Source organism: Sediminibacterium goheungense (genome assembly GCF_004361915.1).
Classification (GTDB): domain Bacteria; phylum Bacteroidota; class Bacteroidia; order Chitinophagales; family Chitinophagaceae; genus Sediminibacterium; species Sediminibacterium goheungense.
On the sequence record NZ_SNWP01000011.1, the window covers coordinates 522,269 to 545,667 of the forward strand.

Consider the following 23,399-nt stretch of genomic DNA (forward strand, 5'->3'; position numbering starts at 1 on the left):
TTACGGAATTGTTACCTCGGCAGTTAGGGGGAGCGAATATGGGTTAGAATTTTTTCATCTTAAAATTTTTCTTTGCCATTTTTCATCCACAGCTATTCACAGTTCCACGCAGGTTATTCACTGCTCTATTCACACAAATTACAAAGCTTATCCCCGAAATTCAAAAGTTTTCCGCCACTTAGCACGGGAAATCCACAAACCTGTGTGCAGAAAGAAATTTTAGAAAAAGAGGGGTAGGGAGGGAGAAAAAACGTAATTGGGGAAAGCTGCGAGTGGTGAGCTTTGAGCCATGAGCTAACTTGATTTATGTGTAATAAAGTCTGGAAACCTTATGTACTGGGCATTTGAAAACCTGATTTCTTTGCTCATAGCTCATAGCTCACTGCTCACGGCGCAAAGCATGGGCTTTGCCGCTTATTATCCTTACTTTTACGCCCCGAAAAGAGCAATCGAATATGACCATTAGTTATAACTGGCTGAGTGAATATCTTCCCAGAACCATTGAACCTGAAGCTTTATCCAAAATCCTGACTGCAATTGGTCTGGAAGTGGAGAGTCTCGAAGCCTATGAAAGTATCAAAGGCGGATTGAAAGGTGTGGTAATCGGTGAAGTACTTACCTGTGAACAACATCCCAATGCCGATAAACTCAAAGTAACCACTGTTAATGTTGGTGCAGAAGTGCCGTTGCAGGTGGTTTGTGGTGCCGCCAATGTGGCCGCAGGACAAAAAGTAGCTGTAGCAACTGTAGGTACCACCATTTTTCCGGTTACGGGCGATCCGCTTACCATGAAAGTGGCCAAAATCAGAGGTGTTGAAAGCCATGGTATGATCTGTGCCGAAGATGAAATAGGTGTTGGTACCAGTCATGACGGTATTATGGTTTTACCGGATACTGCGATACCCGGACAACCGGCTGCAGATTTCTTTTCGCCTTATTCAGACTGGATTTATGAAATCGGGCTTACCCCTAACCGGATGGATGCCATGAGTCATCTGGGTGTTGCCAAAGACGTATGCGCCTATCTTACCCATCATGAACAGGAAACCAAAGCAGTATTGCCTTTTGCCCAGCATTTTGTAGCAGACAATAACAGTCTGCCCATAAAAGTAAAAGTAGAAAACCAACAAGCCTGTCCACGTTTCACCGGACTTACCATCAGTGGTATAACCGTGCAGGAATCTCCGGCATGGTTGAAAAACCGCCTGATAGCCATTGGTCAACGGCCCATCAACAATATTGTTGACATTACGAATTATATTCTTCATGAAACAGGACAGCCATTACATGCCTATGATACAGCTGCCATTACCAATGGAGAAGTAGTGGTGAAGAATATGGCTGAAGGCAGCTCTTTTATTACATTGGACGAAAAAGAAAGAAAACTCTCTTCTGAGGACCTGATGGTATGCAACAGTACTGAAGGTATGTGTATTGCCGGTGTTTTCGGTGGTATCAAAAGCGGTGTAAGCAATACTACCAAAAACATATTTCTGGAAAGTGCGTGGTTCCATCCGGTATCGGTAAGAAAGACTTCCTTACGACATGGATTGCGTACAGAAGCGGCCACCCGATTTGAAAAAGGTGTTGATATTTCTAACTGTGCTGAAGTGTTAAAACGTGCGGCATTGTTGATTAAAGAAGTAGCAGGGGGGCAAATATCAAGTGAGGTGACAGATCTTTATCCGCAGCCACAGCCCAGGAAAGAAGTATCTGTTAAATATCATTATATTAAAAAACTGAGTGGTAAAAATTACCACCCGGAAAATGTAAAAAGGATACTTAAGGCACTCGGATTCGAAGTTGCCAAAGAAGATATTGATGAGTTAACAGTTGTTGTTCCTTACAGTAAACCTGATATCAGTATTCCTGCAGATATAGTGGAGGAAATCATTCGTATAGATGGGTTAGATAATATAGACATTCCTACATCTATTACCATAAGTCCGGCGGTAGAACAGCTGGGTATGAAAGAAGCGTTGAAAGATAAAATAGCAGGATACCTTGTAGGGCTTGGTTTTGTAGAAATACTTACGAACTCAATTACCAACAGTAAATATTTTTCTGAAGATGTATTGAGTGGAACGGTTAAAATGATCAATAACCTTAGTGCAGAACTCGATGTACTGAGGCCCTCTATGCTCGAAACAGGTTTGGAAACCATTGCTTACAACCTGAACCGTAAAAACCAGCATCTTCAGTTGTTTGAATTTGGAAAAACCTATGCTACCAGTGGTGCAGGAGAATATACAGAAGCAGAAAGGCTTTGTATTTACCTCACTGGTCAGGCGCATGAGACTGGCTGGAGAGAGAAACCCGGTAGCTTTGATATATACTATGGCAAAGGAATTGCAAAAGCTGTAGTACAACTGTCAGGTATTGCAACTGTTGCTTTTGAACCCTCCGGGACCGATACAAATGTGCTCAATATTTTTGCAGGTAAGCAGATAATCGGAACAGTAGCGGAAGTAGATAAAAAGAATGCAGCAGCTTTTGATATCAGACAAACGGTTGTTTTTATTGACATCGATTATGCGGCATTGGTAAAAGCCGTACGGAAACAAAAAATTGTTTACCAGGAAGTGAGCAAATTCCCAGCTATGCAACGTGACCTGGCGATGGTGGTAAATACAAACACTACTTATGCTGCTATTGAGGCTGTGGTGCAAAAACTGAAAATTTCACGTTTGCAGGATATGCGTTTGTTTGATGTGTTTGAAAGCGATAAGCTTGGAGCCGGAAAAAAATCAATGGCCATCAGTTTCACTTTTGTAGATGAAGAGAAAACCCTTACCGATAAGGAAGCTGACAGCATGATGGCTAAACTGATTCAGGGACTTGAAAAAGAACTGGGAGCGGAGATCAGGAAGTAATCAGAAATAAGGAATAAGAAATGAGGAAGGGTGTCGGCTATGGAATCTGTGTGATAGAATAAAGCGCTACGCTATTGACCATTCACCATTGACGATTCACCATGCCCCGTGCATAATTGGTGTACTAAAATGGTTCCTTACTTTAAAAATGAAGTTAACTTAGAGAGATGTTAGATTTGGATCTGCATATAAAAGCTGTACAGGATAAACTTCAGTTATTGCTGAAGAGCCATCAGTTGCTGGCAAGAGAGAATCAGCGCTTGCAGAAAGAGCTGGAAAAAAGCCAGCAGCAGATGGTACAACGTGATGAGCAGATACTGGGTTTGCAGCAACAGGTGGATGCTTTAAAGCTGGGTACTTCAGCACAATCACCTGAAGAAAAAGCACTGCTGGAAAAACGCATCAACGGTTACCTGAAAGAAATTGATAAATGTCTGGCCCTGTTAAACACCTGATACCATTATGGCTGAGCTCATTCCTGTAAATATTGTTATTGCTGATAGAAGTTACCGCCTTCGTATTGAAGCCTCTGATGAGGAAATGGTTCGTAAAACAGCAGGTCTTATCAATGATAAAATCACGGAGTTCCGTAATAACCTCGCTGGTAAAGACATGCAGGATTATGTAGCTATGGTACTCTTATGGTTTGCTACAGAGCAAAACCAGAGCGGCATCGAGATGGTGAAATGGCAGGAAGCGGCGGCCAGGCTTAGCAGTCTGGAAAAACAGCTCGATAAGGCCCTGGAAGAAGGTTAACAGACCCTGGTCTATGAATCATTGTCTCTGGTATATCGACTTTCCTCTCCGGATTTCACTTTTCTTCTATGTATTTAATTATCTTCGCTTCTATCCTTTTACCTATTATGGTAAATTGTGATGTGTAATTGTGAACCACTGATTCTGAACTATTTAAAAATTAGACCAACAACATGGATACGATTCTCTTGATCATAACTGGTGCGGTAGCATTGATTGTGGGGTTGATAGCAGGTAAATTCATTTTTGCCAAAAACACACAGAAACAGATTGATGAAGCCAATTTACAGGCACAGAATATCCTTCGCGAAGCTGAACTCAGGGCCGAAACCATTAAAAAGGAGAAGCAGCTGGAGGCCAAAGAGCGTTTTGTTCAGCTGAAAGCCGAGCATGAGCGAGAGGTAAATGACCGCAACAGAAAAATCAGCGAGTCAGAAAACCGGGCCAAACAGAAGGAAATTTCCATCAATCAGAAAGAAGCTGCTTTAGACAAGCAGATCAAAGAAAATGAGGCCATCAAAGAAAACCTGAACCGCCAGATCGAAGTAGTTAACCAGAAACGTACTGAACTGGAGAAGCATCAGGAAGAACATATCCGCCGCCTGGAAAAAATTGCCGGCCTGAGTGCGGAGGAAGCAAGGGCACAACTCATCGAGAGCCTTCGTCAGGAAGCACAGACCAGGGCCTTATCGATGCAGCAGGAAATTATTGAAGATGCCAAACAGAAGGCCAATAAAGAAGCCCGAAAAATTGTTATACAGTCTATACAGCGAACGGCTGCAGAGCAAACCATCGAGAATACGGTTACTGTTTTCAACCTTGAAACAGACGAAATCAAAGGACAGATTATTGGTCGTGAAGGCCGTAATATCCGTGCCATTGAAGCTGCCACTGGCGTTGACCTGATTGTAGATGATACACCGGAAGCCATCATTCTTTCATCATTTGATCCATTGAGAAGAGAGATTGCGCGCCTGAGTTTACAGAGGCTGGTTGCCGACGGACGTATTCACCCTGCCCGTATTGAGGAGGTAGTAGAAAAAACCCGCCGCCAGTTAGAAGAACAGGTAATGGAGATAGGGGAGCGTACGGTAATCGAAATGGGTATCCATGGTTTACACAAAGAGTTGATCCGTATTGTCGGAAAAATGCGTTTCCGTTCTTCATACGGCCAAAACCTGTTGATGCATAGTCGTGAAACTGCCAATCTTTGTGGTATTATGGCGGCAGAACTGGGTATGAATCCTAAACTGGCCAAACGTGCCGGTTTATTGCACGATATTGGTAAAGTGCCTGATGAGGAAACTGAACTGAGCCATGCTTTACTGGGAGCCAAACTTGCTGAAAAGTATGGAGAAAATCCGGCGGTCGTAAATGCCATTGGAGCACACCATGATGAAATGGAAATGCAGTATGTGATTTCTCCGATCGTACAGGCCTGTGATGCCATCAGCGGCGCACGTCCGGGTGCGCGTCGGGAGATCATGCAGCAATATTTGCAGCGTATCAAAGACCTGGAAAACCTGGCATTGGCTTATCAGGGCGTAGAGAAGGCTTATGCTATTCAGGCTGGTCGTGAATTGAGGGTGATAGTAGAAGCAGAAAAAGTTACTGATGGCGAGAGCGATAAACTCAGCTTCGAAATCGCCCAGAAAATTCAAACTGAAATGACCTATCCCGGTCAGATCAAAGTAACCGTTATCAGGGAGAAAAGAGCGGTGAATGTAGCGAGATAAGAAGAGCCCTGAGCTTTGGGCTTCGAGCCACGAGCATATAAATAACTGAACTTAAAAACCACCTCAAATACCGAGGTGGTTTTTTATATATACATTGCGCATCAGGAGGTGCGTTTCTACCGGAGGGGTATGTACTATTTTAGAGGGTTTTTAAAATGGTAGCAAAATGAAAAATTTTAAAGAACTCAAAGTCTGGCAACTTGGTTTTGAAATAGCAACATCCAGTTATGAACTCATAAAATCGTTTCCCAAAGAGGAAAAGTATCTGCTTGTTAGCCAGATTACGCGAGCCGCTTATTCAATACCTAGTAACATTGCAGAGGGAAGTAGCAGAAAAAGTGAGCGTGAATATGCTCATTTTCTTGAAATTGCCTTGGGTTCAACTTTTGAGTTGGAAACGCATATATTGTTGACACAAAGCCTTGGTTTTAGTGACATAAGTCTTACAAAATCAATGCTTTGTAAAATTGATCAGGAACAAAAAATGCTTATAGCATTCATCAAAAAAATGGCTCGGTAAAAGCTAATGGCCCGAAGCTCGTAGCTCTCAGCCAAAAACTTTTGGAGAATCCCCTTCCCCTTCTTACCTTTGCCGTCCGCAAAAATTAAATGTTATGAACGCAGCAGTTCAGTTTGTACACGAGCAGTTAACTGTAAAGAAGGAATATCCTAAGTTTAAAGCAGGTGATAATATCACTGTAAACTATAAGATTATCGAAGGTGGTAAAGAGCGTATCCAGAGCTTCCGTGGTGATGTAATCAAATTACAGGGTAATGGTGCTACTGCTTCTTTCACTGTACGTAAAATCTCTGATGGTGTAGGTGTTGAACGTCTGTTCCCGATCCTGTCTCCAAACATTGACTCAATCGTGTTAAATAAAACCGGTAAAGTACGTCGTGCGAAACTCTATTACCTGCGTGAGCGTAGTGGTAAGAGTGCACGTATTAAAGAAAAACGTTTCTAAGCAATTTGCTACATCATATTACAGCGGAAGTTGGTATATACCAGCTTCCGCTTTTTTGTTTCCGTTATGAATTGTTTTTTAGTTTGGTAGCAAATTTGTTTTACTTTTGAAGTCTACAAAAAAATCAAACAATGTTGTCGTCTACATTACTTTTTGGTATGCCCGGTGGGAGTGAATGGATTATAATTGTTTTGGCAGTTTTGATCCTCTTCGGTGGCAGAAAAATTCCCGAATTCATGCGTGGTTTGGGTAAAGGTATCCGTGAGTTTAATGATGCCAAGAATAACGTGAAGAAAGAGATAGAAGAAGGTATCAAGGAAAAAGATCAGGCATAATCAGCATTCACTATTTAAAAGTATTCTAGCCTTTGTTTCGTTTCAGCACAATCAAAGACTATCATATTGCATTACAGAACGGCCAAACCACCTGTGTTGAGGCCGTTCGTTTTTATATAGATACCATTAAACGTGATGCCCATCTGAATGCATGGCTCAGTGTGTATGAAGAAGAAGCACTGTCATTGGCATCGCAACTCGATGATTCCAGAAAACCAGGCGAACCTCTTGCTCCCTTACATGGTGTGGTCATAGGCTTAAAGGATGTAATCCTGTATAAAGATCATCCTGTTTCTGCCGCATCTGCCATTTTAAAGGATTATACAGCTATTTATGATGCTACAGCTACGCTACGCCTGAAGGAAGCCGGCGCCATTATCATAGGCCGGCAAAACTGCGACGAATTTGCCATGGGTAGTACCAACGAACATTCTGCATATGGTGCAGTAAAAAACCCAATAGATACCACAAGAGTGCCTGGAGGCTCGTCTGGTGGGTCGGCAGTAGCGGTGCAGGCTGATCATTGTATGATCAGCCTCGGAAGCGATACAGGGGGCTCTGTGCGGCAGCCTGCAGATTTCTGCGGCATTATCGGACTCAAGCCCAGCTATGGCCGTATTTCGCGTTATGGTCTAATAGCCTACGCATCCTCATTTGACCAGATTGGTATTTTCGCTAAAAATATTGAAGACATTGCGCTAACCCTGCAGATCATAGCTGGTGACGATGCATTTGACAGTACGGTTTCACCAGAACCGGTACCTGATTATACCACTGAATTGCAAAATACCCTGACCGCCCCACAACGTATTGCTTATTTTAAAGAAGCATTGGATCATCCAGGGCTTGATCCGGCTATCAAAGCCAGTACGGAAGCCTTTATCAAAAAATTAACAGAACAGGGTTATATTGTAGAACCTATTGATTTTGAATTACTTGAATATGTAGTTCCTACTTATTATATCCTTACCACCGCTGAAGCTTCCAGTAACCTTTCACGCTTCGATGGAGTACGTTTCGGGCATCGCTCCAAACTACATTTCGAAGACCTCAATGCACTGTATAAAGCCTCCCGCTCAGAGGGTTTCGGTAAAGAGGTACAACGTCGGATCATGTTAGGCAGTTTTGTACTGAGTGCAGGGTATTTTGATGCTTATTTTACTAAGGCTCAACAGGTTAGAGCTATGTTGCATACCCAGACAGCAGCTATTTTTCAGCAGTATTCAGCTATTATTTCTCCCACAGTACCGTCTCCTGCATTTAAAATCGGAGAGATGCAGAATGATCAGGTAGCCATGTTTCTTGCAGATATCTATACCGTATTTGCCAACCTGGTAGGTATACCGGCTATTTCAGTGCCTTTGTTCCAACACCCCAATGGAATGCCCTTTGGGCTCCAGATTATGACTTCTCAGTTCGATGAGGTATCTTTGCTGCGTCTTTCGAAGCAGTTTATGGAGCTGGTCTAAGCTCCTGGCTGTTCCCGGCAACCTAACCCAACTGCGCTTTTATTTAACAAAATCGTCTATTAACAGATGAAATGGTTTGGCATTAGTTTACAAAGTCACATAAGCATCAGCAAAGTATTGCTGGTATGCTTTGCTTTTGTAGCAGGTAGCCTGGGTATGATGTCTTTTACCATGGACCCGGGTAATGGGGGAAAATCACTTTCTGATTCGCTGAACGATAAAACGGCTTTTAAAAGTCTTTTTACCAACGATCGTTTTGATGCTTCAAAACCATATGCCGGACAATTAAATCCACGTGCGGTGGCTTTTGTGCAGGAATACGTGCGGAAACATGGCGAGCATCTTGAAAAAATGAAGAGCTGGGGAAAGCCTTATTTTGATCTGTACGATAATATTCTCACGGTTTATGGTTTACCACGTGAAATGAAATACCTGAGTGTGATCGAAAGTTCATTGGGTGCCAATATCGTATCATGGGCCGGTGCAGCTGGTCCCTGGCAGCTTATGCCTTATGAAGCCCGCAGGTTTGGTTTAAGGGTAGGTAGTATAGACGACCGTACCGATTATTATAAAAGTACGCATGCGGCAGCCAAGCTGATGCGTGAGTTATATACTGAATTTCAGGACTGGTTACTGGTAGTAGCTGCCTATAATGCAGGGGCAGGACGTGTAAAGCAGGCTATCAGAAAGTCGGGTAGTAAGGATTTCTGGGACCTTCAGTATCATTTACCGGAAGAAACACGGAACCACGTAAAAAAATTCATAGGTACTCACTATGTATTTGAGGGAAGTGGCGGATGGACAACCATGACGGCTGCAGAAACCCAAATAAAGAAAGCAGCTATGCAAACCAGTGCCGATGTGGTGCTGAGTACGGAGGAAATTAATAACACAACCGTATTGGAAATAAATGGAAGGTACAATTCACTGGTGGTAACCAATGCTCTTTTAATGGATCTCAATCAGTTTAATCGCTGGAACCCAGGTTTTGATAAAACACTGGCGGAAGGGAAAAAATACTCCATGCGTATTTTGAAAGATAAGGAACCTATATTTCAGTCAAAGAAACAGCAACTGTTGATGGAGTCTGTTAGGGCTTTACTGGAAGGCACTTCTGTATCAAAATAACCTTACCCGGCCTCTAATACTTTTCTGATAGCTGCCGCTTTCAATAAACATTCTTCATATTCTTTTACAGGGTCACTATAAAAAGTAATACCACCACCCACCTGATAACCCAGGTATTTACTGGTTGCATTATATAGGATACTTCTGATGACTACATTGAAATCAAAATCACCATTAGGGGCAAAATAACCCACTGTGCCTGAATAGAGTCCCCTTTTTGTTTTTTCATATTGTTCAATCAGTTCCATTACCCTTTTTTTGGGTGCACCGGTCATACTGCCCATTGGAAAACAGGCTTTGAGGATCGACGAAAAAGGCAGATCGTTTTCAAGTTCTCCTTCTACCGTTGAGATCATCTGATGTACCTGAGGAAAGCTGTATATGCCAAACAACTCACTTACGGTTACCGAACCTTCTTTACAAATTTTGCTGAGGTCGTTTCTTACCAGATCAACCACCATTACATTTTCACTTTTATCTTTTTCACTTTCTTTCAATTCATTTAGTAGCATCAGATCAGCATGCGAATCGTCGGGGTTTCGTCTGATGGTGCCTTTGATGGGTTGGGAAATTACTCTGCTTCCTTTCTTTTGTAAAAATCTTTCCGGACTGGCACAAAGCAGATGTTGACTTTCATGTTTGTAATAACAGGCAAATGGATTGGGGGAAATGCTTGTAAGTTGCTGATAAAGTGAAACAGGGTTGATCGCTACATCTGTTGCATAAAATTCCTGACAGTAATTGATTTCGTAACAATCGCCCCTTACTATGTGCTGTTTAAGCTGCTCAATGGTTTTAATATATGCTTCTTTACTCAGTCTTGGTTGTATATGTGTAACTGGTAAAGTAAAAGATGGAGCTGCTGTGACTGATCTAATGGAAGCATACATTTCTTCCGGATCATTCTGGTCATTACACGTAATCGTGAGAATATGATCCTGTAATTGCAGGATCACGGCAGGTACAAAAAAGAAGAGGTCAGGAAACTGTATTCCATCAGGATGGGTAGAATGGAGCTGCTCTACTTTGTTTTTTGTATCATACGAAATATGACCAAATATCCATTGCCCTTTGTGCATCTCCAGAAAAACATCCAGCTCATCAAAACCTGCATCAGGTGCAAGGCGGGCTATACTGCCACAGGCAACCATGCATTCAAGGCTGGTATCATCTGACTGGTATTGATGGTTATCCAGAAAAGAACAAATGTTGAACCGGTTGGCCCAGTTCAACATTTGCGTTTTACATTCTTTAGTATCTGTTATCTGAAAAGAATGAGTGATAGGCAGTTGGTTTAGGATGATTTAGAAATCATCATCATCGTCATCATCAAATCCGCCACTTTTATCATTAAAAAGGTCGAATTCTTTGAAATCTTCATCTAATTTAAAATCATCATCATCGTCGTCGCCTTTTTTCTTGGCGCCGCCCGCTTTTTTACCTTTGCTCTTGGGAATGTCAAATTCATCGAAGTCTGGATCCCAGTCATCATCATCTTCTGATTTTTCCCAATCATCACCTTCTTCATCGATGTCGTCGTCATCGTCATCGTCGTCATCATCTTTCGACTTTTTTGAGGCAGACTTTGATGCTGCTTTTTTTGCAGATGGTTTTACATCCATTTCATCTTCATCTTCTTCAAAATCATCATCATCGTCTTCCATTTGCTTTTTGCTTTTTGGAGACGGTTTCTCTTCAGCATTTTTCGATGCTGCTTTCTTCGGGGTTGAGGATTTTTTATCCTTATCAGATCTTGCTGCCATATTCCAATAAGATTAACTGCGTAAAATTTCAACGCAAATTCTTATTAACCAAAAAAATTTTTCTGTTACAAATGCGATGCCACAAACTATAATCGTACAATCTGATCCCGGCCAGGGCCATTGGACACAAATTTAACAGGGGCACCTACATAATTATTAATAAAATCGATATAAGTTGACATTGTTTCAGGTAAAGATGCTGCTTCTTTAATACCCGTTGTATCAGTATTCCAGCCTGAAAAACTTTTCCAGACAGGTTCAATTTCAATTCCCGACATCTGAAACGGTACTTCCTGGGTTTGCTTACCATCCAGATTGTAAGCCGTACATACATTCAGCTCTCCAAAACTATCGAGCACATCTGCTTTTGTCATGATGATTTTAGAAACACCATTGATCATGCAGGCGAATTTCAGTGCAACCAGATCTATCCAGCCACAACGGCGTGGACGACCGGTGGTAGCGCCAAATTCGCTTCCTATACGGCGCAGTTCTTCTCCGGTAGCATCGTGTAATTCCGTGGGGAAAGGACCGCCACCCACACGGGTACAATAGGCTTTGGTAACACCCAATACTTCATTGATTTGTCTGGGCGACACTCCCAATCCTGTACAAACGCCGGCAGAAGTGGTATTGGAAGAGGTTACAAAAGGGAAAGTGCCAAAATCGATATCAAGCATGCTTCCCTGTGCTCCTTCAGCCAATACTTTTTTACCCTTGCTGATACTGTCGTTAATAAAATACTCACAGTTTATCACATTCAGGGTCTTCAGAAATTCAAGTGCTTCGAAAAATTCCTGCTCAGACGCAGATATGTCTTCAGTAAAATTAAAATTATCCAGTAAAACCTGGTGTTTGGTACGCAGGTCATTGTATTGCTTTTGGAAATTCGGGTGTAAAATATCTCCCACACGCAGTGCATTTCTGCCTGTTTTATCCATATAAGCCGGTCCGATGCCTTTTAGCGTAGAACCAATTTTAGATTCTCCTTTTTGTAATTCGGAAGCTTTATCTAATGCGCGGTGTGTAGGAACAATAATATTGGTTCGCTGAGAGATAAAAAGATTTTTACGTACGTCTACACCGTAAGCGGCTACAGCATCACATTCTCTTTTCAGGGTTACCGGGTCGAGTACAACACCATTTCCGATGATATTTACCGTATTCTGGTGAAAAATACCGGAAGGGATCTGATGCAATACCATTTTTTTGCCGTCAACATACAAAGTGTGTCCTGCATTCGGACCACCCTGAAAACGGGCGATGATATCGTATTCGGGAGCGAAGTAATCAACAATTTTTCCTTTGCCCTCGTCGCCCCATTGTAACCCAAGTATAACGTCAACCATAGTATTGCTTTGAATCGCGGCAAAAATAGGAGATAGTTTGGGGTTTGTTGTGTTTGGGAAGGAATATTTTTACCCGTAAGCGAAATCAAACTAAAATTTAAAAAACAAAAGTCAAAATTCAAAAAGGCATTTTGACTTTTGATTTTCGGCTTCTTTTATTTTCCCTCTGTTTCTGTGTCAAAACGATCAACTGTTTGTATACCGTTTAACGATTTAAGACGGACCACCAATTCTTCCAGTTCCTCCTTATCGTGTACAAATACCTTGATAGTTCCCTCAAAAAGGCCTTCCCTTGATTCAATCGTTAAGCCGGCAATATTAATTCTAAGGTCTCCGCTGATTACATTCGTTATTTTATTAATTACACCTACATCATCGAGTCCAACAATTTTTAAACCGGTAAGGAAAGAAATCTCCTTATTCTTCGCCCATTTTGTTTTAACAACCCTGTGTCCGTAATTCGCAAGTAACTGTGCGGCATTCGGACAACCCGTCCGGTGAATAATCAATCCTTTTCCTGTGCTTACAAAACCAAATACATCATCTCCGGGAATGGGATTACAGCATTTGGCCAGTGAATACATGATCTTGTCGCTGCTTTCGCCGAAAATGATCAATTCAGAATCTTTTTTGGGATAAACTTTTTGTGTAGGGTCGGACGATGTTTCCTGGATAACAGGCTTTGGTTTGGGTATTTCAATTTTATCACCCAGTATCTGAAAGTCTTTCAGTTCTTTCAGGTCAATAACCTTGGTAGCAATACGGTAATGCAGATCCAGCGGGGAGGGGAGCTTATAAAACTGAACCAGTTCATCAATATTATACTGGCTATAAGCGGCACCCATGCTTTCGAGTTTGCGCTGCAGTAAATATTTTCCATCCTCGGCTACTTTTCTTTTTTCTTCTCTGAGTGCATCCTTAATTTTATTACGTGCCTTGGCCGTAACCACAAAACCCAGCCAGTCTTCTGAAGGTTTTTGTTTATTACTAGTTATGATTTCTACCTGATCACCACTACGCAATTTATGGCTTATGGGTACCAGTTTGTGGTGCACTTTCGCGCCGATACATTTGGAGCCGATGGCAGAGTGAATGGCAAAGGCAAAATCCAGTGCCGTGCTACCGGTGGGTAACATTTTAACTTCCCCCTTGGGCGTGTACACATATATTTCTTCAGCCAGAAAAGATGTTTTAAAATCCTGTAAAAAATCAACACCTTCTGTATCCTGTGTACTCAATACTTCCCTGATCTGACCAAACCATTTGTCGAACCGGTCCTCATCATTACTGCCTTCTTTATACTTGTAGTGTGCTGCAAGACCCTTCTCTGCAATTTCATTCATTCGCTTGGTTCGTATCTGTACCTCTACCCACTTACCCTGTGGCCCCATTACTGTAGTATGTAAGGCTTCATAACCATTGCTTTTCGGATTGCTGAGCCAGTCACGTAAACGTTCTGGAGAAGGATTGTACTCATCTGTAATCATGGAATATACTTTCCAGCAATCTTCTTTTTCTTTTTCAGGAGGTGAATCCAGAATTACACGGATGGCAAAAAGATCGTATACTTCCTCAAAAGCCACTCCTTTCTTTTTTATTTTATTCCAGATAGAGTGAATGCTTTTTGGACGGCCATAAATTTCAAAATTGAAATGAGCGGCTTGCATTTTCTCTTTTAACGGACGAATGAACTCATTGATATATCGGGTTCTTTCCCGCTTGGTTTCAGCCAGTTTTTTGGCGATGTCGCGGTAAGCTTCCGGTTCCATGTACTTCATGGAAAGATCTTCCAGCTCCGTTTTAATACTGTATAAACCCATCCTGTGGGCCAGTGGTGCGTATACCCAAACAGTTTCTGAGGCAATTTTTAACTGTTTCTCCCGCTTCATATGGTCAAGCGTCCGCATATTGTGTAAACGGTCGGCCAGTTTTATCAGGATCACTCTTGGATCGTCTGTAAGGGTCAGTAAGATTTTTTTGAAATTCTCAGCCTGTTGAGAAGTATTGGTATCCATTACCGTGGATATCTTGGTAAGCCCATCTACGATACGGGCAATTTCAGTACCGAATTCTCTTTCAACATCTTCAAGGGTAATATCTGTATCTTCAACCGTATCATGTAAAAGTGCGCAAATAGTACTTCGTACCCCCAGACCAATCTCTTCCACACAAATCATAGCCACAGCAATAGGATGGAGAATATAGGGTTCTCCGCTCTTGCGCCGCATGGTTTTGTGTGCGTCGGCAGCCATTTCAAAAGCATGACGCACCAGTTCCTTATCGCCTTTTTTGAGTTTCGATTTCAGGCTTCGTAATAGTGCCCGATAATACCTGATGATCTCATTCTTTTCCTGTTCAGGACTCAGATTATACCTGGGTAACGCCGCTTCTGCCGGTATTTCTTTCGCTTGCTCCATATCTGGATACGAATATACGAAATGGTGAGTAGTGAGTAGTCAGTAGTGAGTAGGGAAGTTTCCTGTACTATTTCTCTGAATATCACTATTACCTCTACTCACTACTGACTACTCACTATCTTAACTAAAATTTACAGCACCGGTAACCAGCTCCGGGGGTTAGTTGTTAACTTTGACACTTCTCATGACTGAAACGAACAAAAAGAAAGTTTTCGATTTTTCACTGTTGTCAAGGGTATTTCACTTTGTGAAGCCCTACAAAACCAGCTTTTACCTGAGTATAATGCTGGCTTTGCTGATGGCGGCTTTTGCACCGGTAAGACCCTATCTCATACAATTAACAGTAGATCGGGCAACCGGAAAAGCGGTGGGTATTCCTGGCTGGCTAGATAGCCTTCTTTTCAACCCCGATTTATCGGATGCCAGTCGTTTTATTATTACAGTTACCCTTTTTCAGATCGCATTCCTTTTTGTTGAAACGGCCATTCGCTTTGTGTTCACTTTTATGACTGCATCAATGGGGCAGCATGTTGTGAGAGATATGCGTATTGCGACCTATAAAAAAATACTGGGACTGAATCTTCGACAGTTCGATAAAACCCCGATTGGCACACTTACCACCCGAACCATTGATGATATTGAAAGGATCAATGATATTTTCTCGGATGGCCTTATTCCCATTATTGCAGACTTACTGGTCATTGTGGTGACGCTCAGTGTCATGTTCTGGGAAAACTGGCAGTTAACACTGATTTGTCTGACCCCATTTCCGATCATGATCATTGCTACTTACTATTTTAAAGAGAGTGTCAATAAAAGTTTTATCAGTGTGAGAAATGCAGTAGCCAGTCTGAATGCTTTTGTACAGGAGCATATTACCGGTATGCAGGTGGTACAGGCTTTTGCAGCTGAAGAGCGAGAAATGAATAAATTTAAAAAGATCAATGCCGAACACCGGAATGCCAATATTAAAGCCATTTTTGCTTACTCCGTTTTCTTTCCTGTGGTGGAAGTGGTACTGGCGCTAAGCACCGGTCTGCTGGTATGGTGGATCGCCGGTAAACCTGCCGGTACCAGTCCGGGATTATTGATGGCTTTTATTCTTTACCTGAACCAGATTTTTCGCCCGCTACGTGTGATTGCCGATAAGTTCAACGTACTGCAAATGGGCATGGTAGCAGCTGAAAGGGTATTTAAGGTGATGGATAATACTGATGAAATTACCGCGGCAGATTATGGAACCCATTCACCTGAACATATCAAAGGTGAAATTGAAATGGATCAGGTTTCCTTTGCTTATACAGATGAACAATATGTATTAAAAAATATCAGTTTCCATGTAAAAGCAGGTGAAACTGTAGCACTGGTAGGGCATACCGGCAGTGGTAAAACATCTATCATCAGTTTACTGAATCGCTTGTATCAGGTACAGCGCGGTGAGATTAAGATCGATGGGGTAAATATTAAAGATTACGACATCGAAAGACTCCGGAAAAGTATGGGTGTTGTATTACAGGACGTATTTCTTTTTTCCGGATCAGTAATCGATAATATCACTTTGCGCAATCCTGATATTTCAAAAGAACAGGTAGTAGCTGCTGCCAAAATGATGGGTGTACATGATTTTATTATGCGTCTTCCCGGCGGATATGATTATAATGTGATGGAAAGAGGAAGTACACTGAGTCTGGGACAACGCCAGCTTATATCGTTTATCCGTGCCTTACTCTATAATCCTTCGATATTAATCCTGGATGAAGCCACCTCATCTATCGATACAGAAAGTGAGCTGCTGATTGAAAAAGCCATTGATCAACTCATCTCAGGCAGAACATCTATCGTGATTGCCCATAGGTTGTCTACCATACGCAAAGCGGATAAGATTATCGTGTTAGACAAGGGTGAAATAAAAGAGATGGGAAGCCACGATGAACTCTTGCTTATGGGCGGATTTTATGCTAAATTGCATGAGATGCAGTTTGAAAAAAAGAAGACTGTATTAGCATAAATACCTCAGTAATCTCAGGCAAAAAAATACAGCAACCGGTTTATGGATTTGTGTTTAAATCACCTGAAGAAAAACTGGCCGATCTGGTTTTTAGATCTGACATAGAAAAACTACAGGCTTTTACAAAAATGCTTCGTAGAAATGCCATTTTAAAGAAAGGTATTGTTGTAACACATTCTGCTGATAAATTATAACCCAACAGATTTTTATGGACATGCTGGATGAGGAATTTATTGCCTTTTGGCGCATCTTGAACCAGCATTAGGTAAAATACATCATGGTAGGTGGGTTGGCTACTTTTTTTCATGGATACGACCGGGTAACAGAAGACGTTGATATGGGATAGAAGATACCCTCGATAACCGGAAACGACTTAGAGCCGCTTTTCGTGAATTGCAGTATGGAGACATAGCATCACTCGAAACCATGGAATTTGTTCACGGGTGGACTACTTTTTATGCGGCCGGGGTGGAACTTGATATTATGACTTCTATAAATGGGTTGGAGGATGAATCCTTTTCAACCTGTTACGAAATGGCTGAAATAGTGAACCTGAAAGCTGTTAAAGTCCCCTTTTCACATATTAACCACTTGATTGCCAATAAGAAAGCCGTAAATCGCCCAAAAGACCAGATGGATGTGCTGCAATTAGAAGAAATTAAAAAGCTCAAAGAAAAAGACAGCTGAGACAGCATCTGATTTTTTCCTCATTTTCTCTTTACTCATTTACTGTTTTCACCCCCTTTACCCCTATCTTTGCCGCAAATTTCGAGACAGGTATGGCCCGCATGAGCGTAAAATCTTTACTGGTAGCGACTTTCAGCGTTTTCACAATGCTGTTTTCTACTGTTTCCTATGCCAATGATACTCCCCAGCACGGTACACCGGCTGCTGAAGGTCATGGCGCCAAGGAATTTGATGTTACTGAAACCATTCTCGAACACATAAAAGATGACCATAGCTGGCATTTATGGGGTCATACAACCCTGCCACTGCCCGTGATCCTCTATTCTGATAAGGGACTGGAGGTATTCTCTTCGGCCAAACTAATGGACGAGCACCATGAACCTGCTGTATATGCAGGTAATTACAATTACAAGACCATTGAAGGAAAGGTAAAAGTGGTGAAAGCGGATGGTAGCCTCGATAAAGAAGCTTCTGCCAAAGTGTGGGATTTTTCCATTACCAAAAACGTAGCATCATTATTTGTTTCTATAGCTATTCTTTTACTGGTATTCTTAACCGTTGGTGGCGCTTATCGTAAAAGAGGCGTGAAGTCTGCTCCCAAAGGCCTACAGTCTTTTATGGAGCCCATCGTTCTCTTTGTACGTGATGAAGTGGCCAAGCCCAATATCGGCCATAAGTATGCGAAATACATGCCTTTCTTACTGACGATCTTCTTCCTGATTTTAATCAATAATTTCCTGGGTCTGATTCCATTCTTCCCCGGCGGGGCGAATGTGAGTGGTAACATTGCATTTACCATGACCCTGGCTGTATTTGTGTTTATTGTGGTAAACATTAACGGCAACAAGAGTTACTGGGAGCACATATTCTGGATGCCCGGTATGCACTGGTCAATGAAAGCCTTTCTGGCACCGATTGAATTGATTGGTGTGTTTACCAAACCTATTTCACTGATGATCCGATTGTTTGCGAATATTACGGCGGGTCACATTCTGGTACTGAGCTTAATCTGTCTGATCTTCATATTTAAAACCGTGTTTGCATCTGCCATTGCTGTGCCATTTGCGGTGTTCATTGGTTTGATTGAATTGCTTGTGGCTTTTCTGCAGGCATACATTTTTACCATGCTGAGCGCCATGTATATTGGTATGGCTACCGAAGAGCATCACCATGAAGCAGCACATCATTAATAAAACTTTTTTCACTCACAATTAAAACATAAAACAATGGTAGTAGGAAGTGTTGCCGCAATCGGCGCTGGTTTAGCTGCTATCGGTGCCGGTATCGGTATCGGTCAGATTGGTAAAGGTGCAGTAGAAGGTATTGCCCGTCAGCCAGAAGCTGCTAACGACATCCGTGCAAACATGATCGTTGCTGCGGCTTTCGTAGAAGCGGTTGCCCTGTTCGCGGTGGTAGTTGCCCTGTTGGGTAACGGATAATCCGTTCAACTTTTTATACGGACCCCATGCAAAGGGCGGAAGGGTCCGTATAATTTCTCAGAAGAAATTTCAAACGCAGATAATAAACACCGTTTATGTTATTAGAAATCAACCCGCTGGTATTACCCGATATCGGACTTGTATTCTGGAATACCATTGCATTTATTGTACTCTTTTTCGTTTTACGTGCTTTTGCATGGAAGCCGATGTTGAAAGCCATTCACGATCGTGAACAGGGTATTGAAGATGCATTGAGCAAAGCCGATAAAATGAAGGCTGATATTGCTGCCATGCAGAGTGAAAATGAAGCATTGCTGGCCAAAGCCCGTGAAGAAAGAGCACAGATGATTAAAGAAGCAAAGGAAACTGCCGATAAAATGGTAGCCGATGCAAAAGATAAAGCCAAGAGCGAATACGACAGAATTGTGGCAGATGCTCAGGTTGCGATCAACCAACAAAAAAATGCAGCGCTTACCGACGTTAAAAATCAGGTAGGTTCATTGGTGGTTGAAGTAGCTGAGAAAGTATTACGCAAAGAACTGGCCAACAAATCAGAACAGGAAAACTATATTAAGCAACTGGCTGAAGGAGTGAAGCTGAACTAATTTGAAAATGTGGCAATTTGTCCGCCTTAGGCGGATGAAAATGAAAATATCCATTTTTCTAAAAAACACCATTCATCTCCATATTTCCAAATTTTCAAATTTTCAAATTCAAATAAATGCAGAATCCAAGATTAGCAGGAAGGTACGCGAAGAGTCTGGTTGATCTGGCTACAGAGAAAGGGAGCCTGGAGGCAGTGTATGCTGATATGAAATACCTGCAGGCTGTTTGTAAGAGCAGCAGAGATTTTGTAAACCTGCTCAAAAGCCCGGTTATTAAGGCCGATCAGAAAAATAGCATTATTACAGCTGTTACCACTGGAAAAGTAAGCGAATTAACTGCTGCTTTCAATAACCTCCTTGTAAAGAAAGGTCGTGAAAGCGATCTGCCTGAAATAGCAGAAGCATTTATTGATCAGTACAATGTACTGAAAGGCATTCATAAAGTATTGCTCACAACGGCTGTTCCGGTAAGTGAAGAGTTGAAGAAATCGATTGAACAGAAAGTAAAAGCCGAGAAAAATTTTGCCAATATTGAACTGGAAACCAAAACAGATGAAAGCCTGATAGGTGGTTTTGTACTCGAGTTCAATAATAACCTGGTTGATGCAAGCATTTTGCGCGATCTGAAAGACATTAAAAAGCAGTTCCTGCAGAACCTATACGTTCAGCAGTTACGATAATAACAATCACAAATCATCATTAAACAGAATACATCATGGTGGACATTAAACCCGATGAAATATCAGCGATACTGAGACAGCAGCTCAGCAACTTCAATGTATCGGCCGATCTGGAAGAAGTGGGAACCGTACTACAGGTAGGTGACGGTATTGCCCGCGTATATGGCCTCAACGGCGTGCGTAGTGGTGAACTGGTAGAATTTGAAAGCGGCGTAAAAGCCATTGCCCTTAACCTTGAGGAAGACAATGTGGGTGTGGTATTGATGGGCGAGAGCGGCGATATTAAAGAAGGTGCCAAAGTAAAAAGAACCGGTAAAATTGCCTCTATCAAAGTAGGTGAAGGCGTTGTTGGCCGTGTTATTAATACCCTGGGTGACCCCATCGATGGTAAAGGTCCAATCACCGGCGACCTCTATGAAATGCCCCTGGAACGTAAAGCACCTGGTGTAATTTATCGTGAGCCGGTAAAAGAACCATTACAAACCGGTATCAAAGCCATTGATGCGATGATCCCCGTAGGCCGCGGTCAGCGTGAGCTGGTAATTGGTGACCGTCAGACTGGTAAAACAGCTATCTGTATCGATACCATCATCAACCAGAAAGAATTTTACGATGCAGGAAAACCTGTATACTGTATATATGTTGCTATCGGACAAAAAGCCTCTACCGTTGCCGGTGTAATGAAGACTCTGGCTGACAATGGCGCTATGGCTTATACAACTATCGTATCGGCTTCTGCATCTGATCCTGCTCCACAGCAGTTCTATGCACCATTTGCCGGTGCTGCGATCGGAGAATTTTTCCGTGATACCGGTCGTCCTGCACTGATCATCTATGATGATCTGTCAAAACAGGCCGTAGCTTACCGTGAGGTTTCCCTGTTGTTAAGAAGACCTCCCGGACGTGAAGCATATCCTGGTGATGTATTCTACCTGCATAGCCGTTTGTTAGAGCGTGCAGCGAAAGTAATTGCGAATGATGATGTGGCTAAAAACATGAACGACCTGCCAGAATCTATCAAACACCTCGTAAAAGGTGGTGGATCTCTCACTGCCTTACCGATTATTGAAACACAGGCGGGCGACGTATCTGCTTATATCCCTACCAACGTTATCTCGATTACCGATGGTCAGATCTTCCTGGAAGGTAACCTGTTTAACGCTGGTATCCGTCCTGCGATCAACGTAGGTATTTCGGTAAGCCGTGTGGGTGGTAATGCGCAGATCAAATCCATGAAAAAAGTATCTGGTACCCTGAAACTTGACCAGGCACTGTATCGTGAAATGGAAGCCTTCTCTAAATTTGGTGGTGACCTCGATGCAGCTACCAAACTGGTATTGGATAAAGGTGCACGTAACGTAGAAATCCTGAAGCAGGCACAGTACACACCATTTAGCGTAGAAAAGCAGGTGGCAATCATCTACCTCGGTACACAAGGTTTGTTACGTGAAGTGGCCGTGAAGAAGGTGAAAGAGTTTGAAGCACATTTTCTGATGGAAATGGAAAACAAACTCCCTGATGTACTGGCTGAATTCAAAAAAGGTAACCTGCCAGAAGACGGTATCAACAAAATGGTTGAGCTGGCTAAAGGTCTGATGCCTCAATACAAATAAGTCGTTTTTCTTCGGAAATATTACAAGGCCCCGGTTTACCGGGGCTTTCTTGTACTATGGGCCTTCTCTTGAGGCTTGAGCCACAAGACTCAATATTAAATTATCAGGATGAATACCGGCCGAATAAACCAAAATGCAGTATTTGTTGTAAGTTGATACATATGCACGAGATCCTGGAGCAACATATCCGTTCGAAACTGGGTAAGGATACCGAAGGACTGGAAGAAGTAATCAGTTATTTTAAACCCATACAATTAAAGCGAAATGATTACCTGTTGAGGGAAGGTGAATTATGCAGGCATTGCTATTTTATTGTTGATGGGGCGATTCAGGTATTTACAGTAGATGGAGCAGGTAATGAAACCACACGCGATTTTATTCTGGAAGAAAACTGGCTTATGGAAATCAGTAGCTTCCTTCAACAGGTTCCCTCTAAAGAATTTTTCAGGGCCATTGCAACCAGTCAGGTATTGGCAGTGAGCAGAGATCATTTTATGGAGCTATCAGCACGTTTCCCGCAATTCGAAAAAATGTACCGTCAGATACTGGAATTATCATACTCCCATTCGGTATACCGTATTAACACATTTGTGTCGATGGATGCATTGGAAAGATTACGATGGATGATGGATAACCAGCCCAAACTCTTTACAAGGCTATCAAGTAAAATGATTGCATCTTATCTGGGTATATCCCCCGAAACCTATACCCGTTTGAAAGGCAAATTATAAAGTCTTGACATTTGTCAAGAGTGGCCTGCCGCCGCTCTTTCATTTTTGTAGTGTTAAATCATTTAGTAAATAAAACACTACCACATGAAAGAGTATCTCTTATTATTCTACAACCAAACAGGCAAAGCAGCCTACATCACTACACCTGCAGATATGCTGGAAGACATGCCCCGATGGCAGCAATGGATCGGTAATATAGCCATGCAGGGAAAACTGGTATCGAGCCAGCCTATTGAGTACGATGGTACCCTTGTTACCCAAAAAGGAATTACGGCAGGTCCCTTTGTTCAGAATGAAATAGTACTTACCGGCTACCTGCTTTGTAAAGCTGAGGATATAGAGGAAGTAAAAGAATGGAGCCGGTCATGCCCCATTTTAAAATATGAACACGGCTCAGTAGAAATACGCCCGGTAATGCCATTTGAAGTATAAACCAAAAACCATTGATATGAATACAATTATGGGATGGGGGAGATGGTTGTTTATACTGTCATTCCTCTTGTACACAGGCTTACATTTCGGATTACCAGAGGCTGGTGCCGAGATGATTCCTTCATTTTTTCCGGCCAGGTTGTTCCTGAATTATGCAACCGGTGTGCTGGTTACGGCTTTCATCATCAGTTGTCTGATCGGCAAGTACGATCAACTGGCTTCATTACTGATGGCGCTGTATGTTTTGCTGATGATTTTCCTGATTCATATACCAAGGGCATCCTCCAGTGTAAATGATATGCTGAATATTTTCAGGAATATCATGGTGATTGGGGCGCTTTTAATGTATGCCAAGGGATTTTCAAAGGATCGTTTTTTGCAATAAAACTTGAATTATATACTTTTTATGGAGG

Annotated in this window: 23 protein-coding genes; 19 read left to right on the forward strand and 4 right to left on the reverse strand. The window is 42.2% G+C overall.

The window, feature by feature from the left end; genetic code table 11:
• Positions 1-407 precede the first annotated feature (407 nt).
• The 9 genes from pheT to BC659_RS09950 all read left to right on the forward strand — a co-directional run bounded on the left by pheT (position 408) and on the right by BC659_RS09950 (position 9,262).
• Positions 408-2,873 carry a phenylalanine--tRNA ligase subunit beta gene (pheT, locus tag BC659_RS09910; RefSeq protein WP_246027116.1) on the forward strand — a complete coding sequence of 822 codons (2,466 nt, stop codon included), beginning with the start codon at positions 408-410 and terminating at the stop codon, positions 2,871-2,873.
• A 167-nt stretch (positions 2,874-3,040) separates the two neighbouring features.
• Complete coding sequence (locus BC659_RS09915) at positions 3,041-3,328, forward strand: hypothetical protein (RefSeq protein ID WP_133474602.1); 288 nt, start codon at positions 3,041-3,043, stop codon at positions 3,326-3,328.
• A gap of 7 nt (positions 3,329-3,335) precedes the next feature.
• Positions 3,336-3,629: a cell division protein ZapA gene (locus BC659_RS09920; RefSeq protein WP_246027117.1), complete on the forward strand. Its 294-nt coding sequence runs from the start codon at positions 3,336-3,338 to the stop codon at positions 3,627-3,629.
• Between the two features lie 173 nt (positions 3,630-3,802).
• Positions 3,803-5,365, forward strand: a complete 1,563-nt coding sequence (gene rny, locus BC659_RS09925) for a ribonuclease Y (RefSeq protein WP_133474604.1) — start codon at positions 3,803-3,805, stop codon at positions 5,363-5,365.
• A 166-nt stretch (positions 5,366-5,531) separates the two neighbouring features.
• Positions 5,532-5,885 (forward strand): four helix bundle protein, encoded by a 354-nt coding sequence (locus BC659_RS09930; RefSeq protein WP_133474605.1) that lies wholly within the window; start codon positions 5,532-5,534, stop codon positions 5,883-5,885.
• Positions 5,886-5,979: 94 nt separating this feature from the next.
• Entirely contained in the window at positions 5,980-6,330 is a 351-nt protein-coding gene (gene rplS, locus BC659_RS09935) for a 50S ribosomal protein L19 (RefSeq protein ID WP_133474606.1), read from the forward strand.
• 131 nt (positions 6,331-6,461) lie between these two features.
• Positions 6,462-6,665, forward strand: a complete 204-nt coding sequence (locus BC659_RS09940) for a Sec-independent protein translocase subunit TatA/TatB (RefSeq protein WP_246027118.1) — start codon at positions 6,462-6,464, stop codon at positions 6,663-6,665.
• 32 nt (positions 6,666-6,697) lie between these two features.
• Complete coding sequence (gene gatA, locus BC659_RS09945) at positions 6,698-8,134, forward strand: Asp-tRNA(Asn)/Glu-tRNA(Gln) amidotransferase subunit GatA (protein WP_133474607.1); 1,437 nt, start codon at positions 6,698-6,700, stop codon at positions 8,132-8,134.
• 66 nt (positions 8,135-8,200) lie between these two features.
• Positions 8,201-9,262, forward strand: coding sequence for a lytic transglycosylase domain-containing protein (locus BC659_RS09950; RefSeq protein WP_133474608.1), 1,062 nt, complete (start codon positions 8,201-8,203; stop codon positions 9,260-9,262).
• A 2-nt stretch (positions 9,263-9,264) separates the two neighbouring features.
• Here the strand turns inward: BC659_RS09950 and BC659_RS09955 are convergent, their stop codons facing one another.
• The 4 genes from BC659_RS09955 to BC659_RS09970 all read right to left on the reverse strand — a co-directional run bounded on the left by BC659_RS09955 (position 9,265) and on the right by BC659_RS09970 (position 14,791).
• Positions 9,265-10,497, reverse strand: a complete 1,233-nt coding sequence (locus BC659_RS09955; RefSeq protein WP_133474609.1) for an anthranilate synthase component I family protein — start codon at positions 10,495-10,497, stop codon at positions 9,265-9,267.
• A gap of 69 nt (positions 10,498-10,566) precedes the next feature.
• On the reverse strand, positions 10,567-11,025 hold the full coding sequence (locus BC659_RS16840; RefSeq protein ID WP_162847406.1) for a hypothetical protein: 459 nt from the start codon (positions 11,023-11,025) through the stop codon (positions 10,567-10,569).
• Between the two features lie 86 nt (positions 11,026-11,111).
• Positions 11,112-12,374, reverse strand: a complete 1,263-nt coding sequence (locus BC659_RS09965) for an adenylosuccinate synthase (protein WP_133474610.1) — start codon at positions 12,372-12,374, stop codon at positions 11,112-11,114.
• A gap of 155 nt (positions 12,375-12,529) precedes the next feature.
• Positions 12,530-14,791, reverse strand: coding sequence for a RelA/SpoT family protein (locus BC659_RS09970; RefSeq protein ID WP_133474611.1), 2,262 nt, complete (start codon positions 14,789-14,791; stop codon positions 12,530-12,532).
• A 184-nt stretch (positions 14,792-14,975) separates the two neighbouring features.
• Between BC659_RS09970 and BC659_RS09975 the strand changes: the two genes are divergently transcribed.
• The 10 genes from BC659_RS09975 to BC659_RS10020 all read left to right on the forward strand — a co-directional run bounded on the left by BC659_RS09975 (position 14,976) and on the right by BC659_RS10020 (position 23,371).
• Entirely contained in the window at positions 14,976-16,799 is a 1,824-nt protein-coding gene (locus BC659_RS09975) for an ABC transporter ATP-binding protein (protein ID WP_133474612.1), read from the forward strand.
• A 426-nt stretch (positions 16,800-17,225) separates the two neighbouring features.
• Positions 17,226-17,486: a hypothetical protein gene (locus BC659_RS09980; protein WP_133474613.1), complete on the forward strand. Its 261-nt coding sequence runs from the start codon at positions 17,226-17,228 to the stop codon at positions 17,484-17,486.
• A 92-nt stretch (positions 17,487-17,578) separates the two neighbouring features.
• Entirely contained in the window at positions 17,579-18,676 is a 1,098-nt protein-coding gene (gene atpB / locus BC659_RS09985) for a F0F1 ATP synthase subunit A (protein WP_133474614.1), read from the forward strand.
• A gap of 36 nt (positions 18,677-18,712) precedes the next feature.
• Positions 18,713-18,925: an ATP synthase F0 subunit C gene (gene atpE, locus BC659_RS09990; protein WP_026768996.1), complete on the forward strand. Its 213-nt coding sequence runs from the start codon at positions 18,713-18,715 to the stop codon at positions 18,923-18,925.
• Positions 18,926-19,020: 95 nt separating this feature from the next.
• The gene (gene atpF, locus BC659_RS09995) at positions 19,021-19,530 is read left to right on the forward strand and encodes a F0F1 ATP synthase subunit B (protein ID WP_133474615.1); all 510 of its coding nucleotides are present in this window, start codon (positions 19,021-19,023) and stop codon (positions 19,528-19,530) included.
• Between the two features lie 116 nt (positions 19,531-19,646).
• Complete coding sequence (gene atpH, locus BC659_RS10000) at positions 19,647-20,210, forward strand: ATP synthase F1 subunit delta (protein WP_133474616.1); 564 nt, start codon at positions 19,647-19,649, stop codon at positions 20,208-20,210.
• 35 nt (positions 20,211-20,245) lie between these two features.
• Positions 20,246-21,823, forward strand: a complete 1,578-nt coding sequence (gene atpA / locus BC659_RS10005) for a F0F1 ATP synthase subunit alpha (protein WP_133474617.1) — start codon at positions 20,246-20,248, stop codon at positions 21,821-21,823.
• A 161-nt stretch (positions 21,824-21,984) separates the two neighbouring features.
• Positions 21,985-22,554: a Crp/Fnr family transcriptional regulator gene (locus tag BC659_RS10010; protein WP_133474618.1), complete on the forward strand. Its 570-nt coding sequence runs from the start codon at positions 21,985-21,987 to the stop codon at positions 22,552-22,554.
• An 84-nt stretch (positions 22,555-22,638) separates the two neighbouring features.
• Positions 22,639-22,986 carry a YciI family protein gene (locus BC659_RS10015; RefSeq protein ID WP_133474619.1) on the forward strand — a complete coding sequence of 116 codons (348 nt, stop codon included), beginning with the start codon at positions 22,639-22,641 and terminating at the stop codon, positions 22,984-22,986.
• Between the two features lie 16 nt (positions 22,987-23,002).
• Positions 23,003-23,371, forward strand: a complete 369-nt coding sequence (locus tag BC659_RS10020) for a DoxX family protein (RefSeq protein ID WP_133474620.1) — start codon at positions 23,003-23,005, stop codon at positions 23,369-23,371.
• The last annotated feature ends 28 nt before the right edge of the window (positions 23,372-23,399 follow it).

What these genes read in the sequence shown, in the direction of transcription:
- BC659_RS09965 (WP_133474610.1), bottom strand. Translation starts at nt 12,374, where the DNA reads ATGGTTGACGTTATACTTGGGTTACAATGGGGCGACGAGGGCAAAGGA.
- rny (WP_133474604.1), top strand. Translation starts at nt 3,803, where the DNA reads ATGGATACGATTCTCTTGATCATAACTGGTGCGGTAGCATTGATTGTG.
- BC659_RS09930 (WP_133474605.1), top strand. Translation starts at nt 5,532, where the DNA reads ATGAAAAATTTTAAAGAACTCAAAGTCTGGCAACTTGGTTTTGAAATA.
- BC659_RS09915 (WP_133474602.1), top strand. Translation starts at nt 3,041, where the DNA reads ATGTTAGATTTGGATCTGCATATAAAAGCTGTACAGGATAAACTTCAG.
- BC659_RS09980 (WP_133474613.1), top strand. Translation starts at nt 17,226, where the DNA reads ATGGAATTTGTTCACGGGTGGACTACTTTTTATGCGGCCGGGGTGGAA.
- atpH (WP_133474616.1), top strand. Translation starts at nt 19,647, where the DNA reads ATGCAGAATCCAAGATTAGCAGGAAGGTACGCGAAGAGTCTGGTTGAT.
- BC659_RS09970 (WP_133474611.1), bottom strand. Translation starts at nt 14,791, where the DNA reads ATGGAGCAAGCGAAAGAAATACCGGCAGAAGCGGCGTTACCCAGGTAT.
- BC659_RS09955 (WP_133474609.1), bottom strand. Translation starts at nt 10,497, where the DNA reads ATGTTGAACTGGGCCAACCGGTTCAACATTTGTTCTTTTCTGGATAAC.
- BC659_RS10015 (WP_133474619.1), top strand. Translation starts at nt 22,639, where the DNA reads ATGAAAGAGTATCTCTTATTATTCTACAACCAAACAGGCAAAGCAGCC.
- rplS (WP_133474606.1), top strand. Translation starts at nt 5,980, where the DNA reads ATGAACGCAGCAGTTCAGTTTGTACACGAGCAGTTAACTGTAAAGAAG.
- BC659_RS09950 (WP_133474608.1), top strand. Translation starts at nt 8,201, where the DNA reads ATGAAATGGTTTGGCATTAGTTTACAAAGTCACATAAGCATCAGCAAA.
- atpB (WP_133474614.1), top strand. Translation starts at nt 17,579, where the DNA reads ATGGCCCGCATGAGCGTAAAATCTTTACTGGTAGCGACTTTCAGCGTT.
- BC659_RS09975 (WP_133474612.1), top strand. Translation starts at nt 14,976, where the DNA reads ATGACTGAAACGAACAAAAAGAAAGTTTTCGATTTTTCACTGTTGTCA.
- BC659_RS10020 (WP_133474620.1), top strand. Translation starts at nt 23,003, where the DNA reads ATGAATACAATTATGGGATGGGGGAGATGGTTGTTTATACTGTCATTC.
- BC659_RS10010 (WP_133474618.1), top strand. Translation starts at nt 21,985, where the DNA reads ATGCACGAGATCCTGGAGCAACATATCCGTTCGAAACTGGGTAAGGAT.
- BC659_RS16840 (WP_162847406.1), bottom strand. Translation starts at nt 11,025, where the DNA reads ATGGCAGCAAGATCTGATAAGGATAAAAAATCCTCAACCCCGAAGAAA.
- atpF (WP_133474615.1), top strand. Translation starts at nt 19,021, where the DNA reads ATGTTATTAGAAATCAACCCGCTGGTATTACCCGATATCGGACTTGTA.
- atpA (WP_133474617.1), top strand. Translation starts at nt 20,246, where the DNA reads ATGGTGGACATTAAACCCGATGAAATATCAGCGATACTGAGACAGCAG.
- atpE (WP_026768996.1), top strand. Translation starts at nt 18,713, where the DNA reads ATGGTAGTAGGAAGTGTTGCCGCAATCGGCGCTGGTTTAGCTGCTATC.
- BC659_RS09920 (WP_246027117.1), top strand. Translation starts at nt 3,336, where the DNA reads ATGGCTGAGCTCATTCCTGTAAATATTGTTATTGCTGATAGAAGTTAC.
- BC659_RS09940 (WP_246027118.1), top strand. Translation starts at nt 6,462, where the DNA reads ATGTTGTCGTCTACATTACTTTTTGGTATGCCCGGTGGGAGTGAATGG.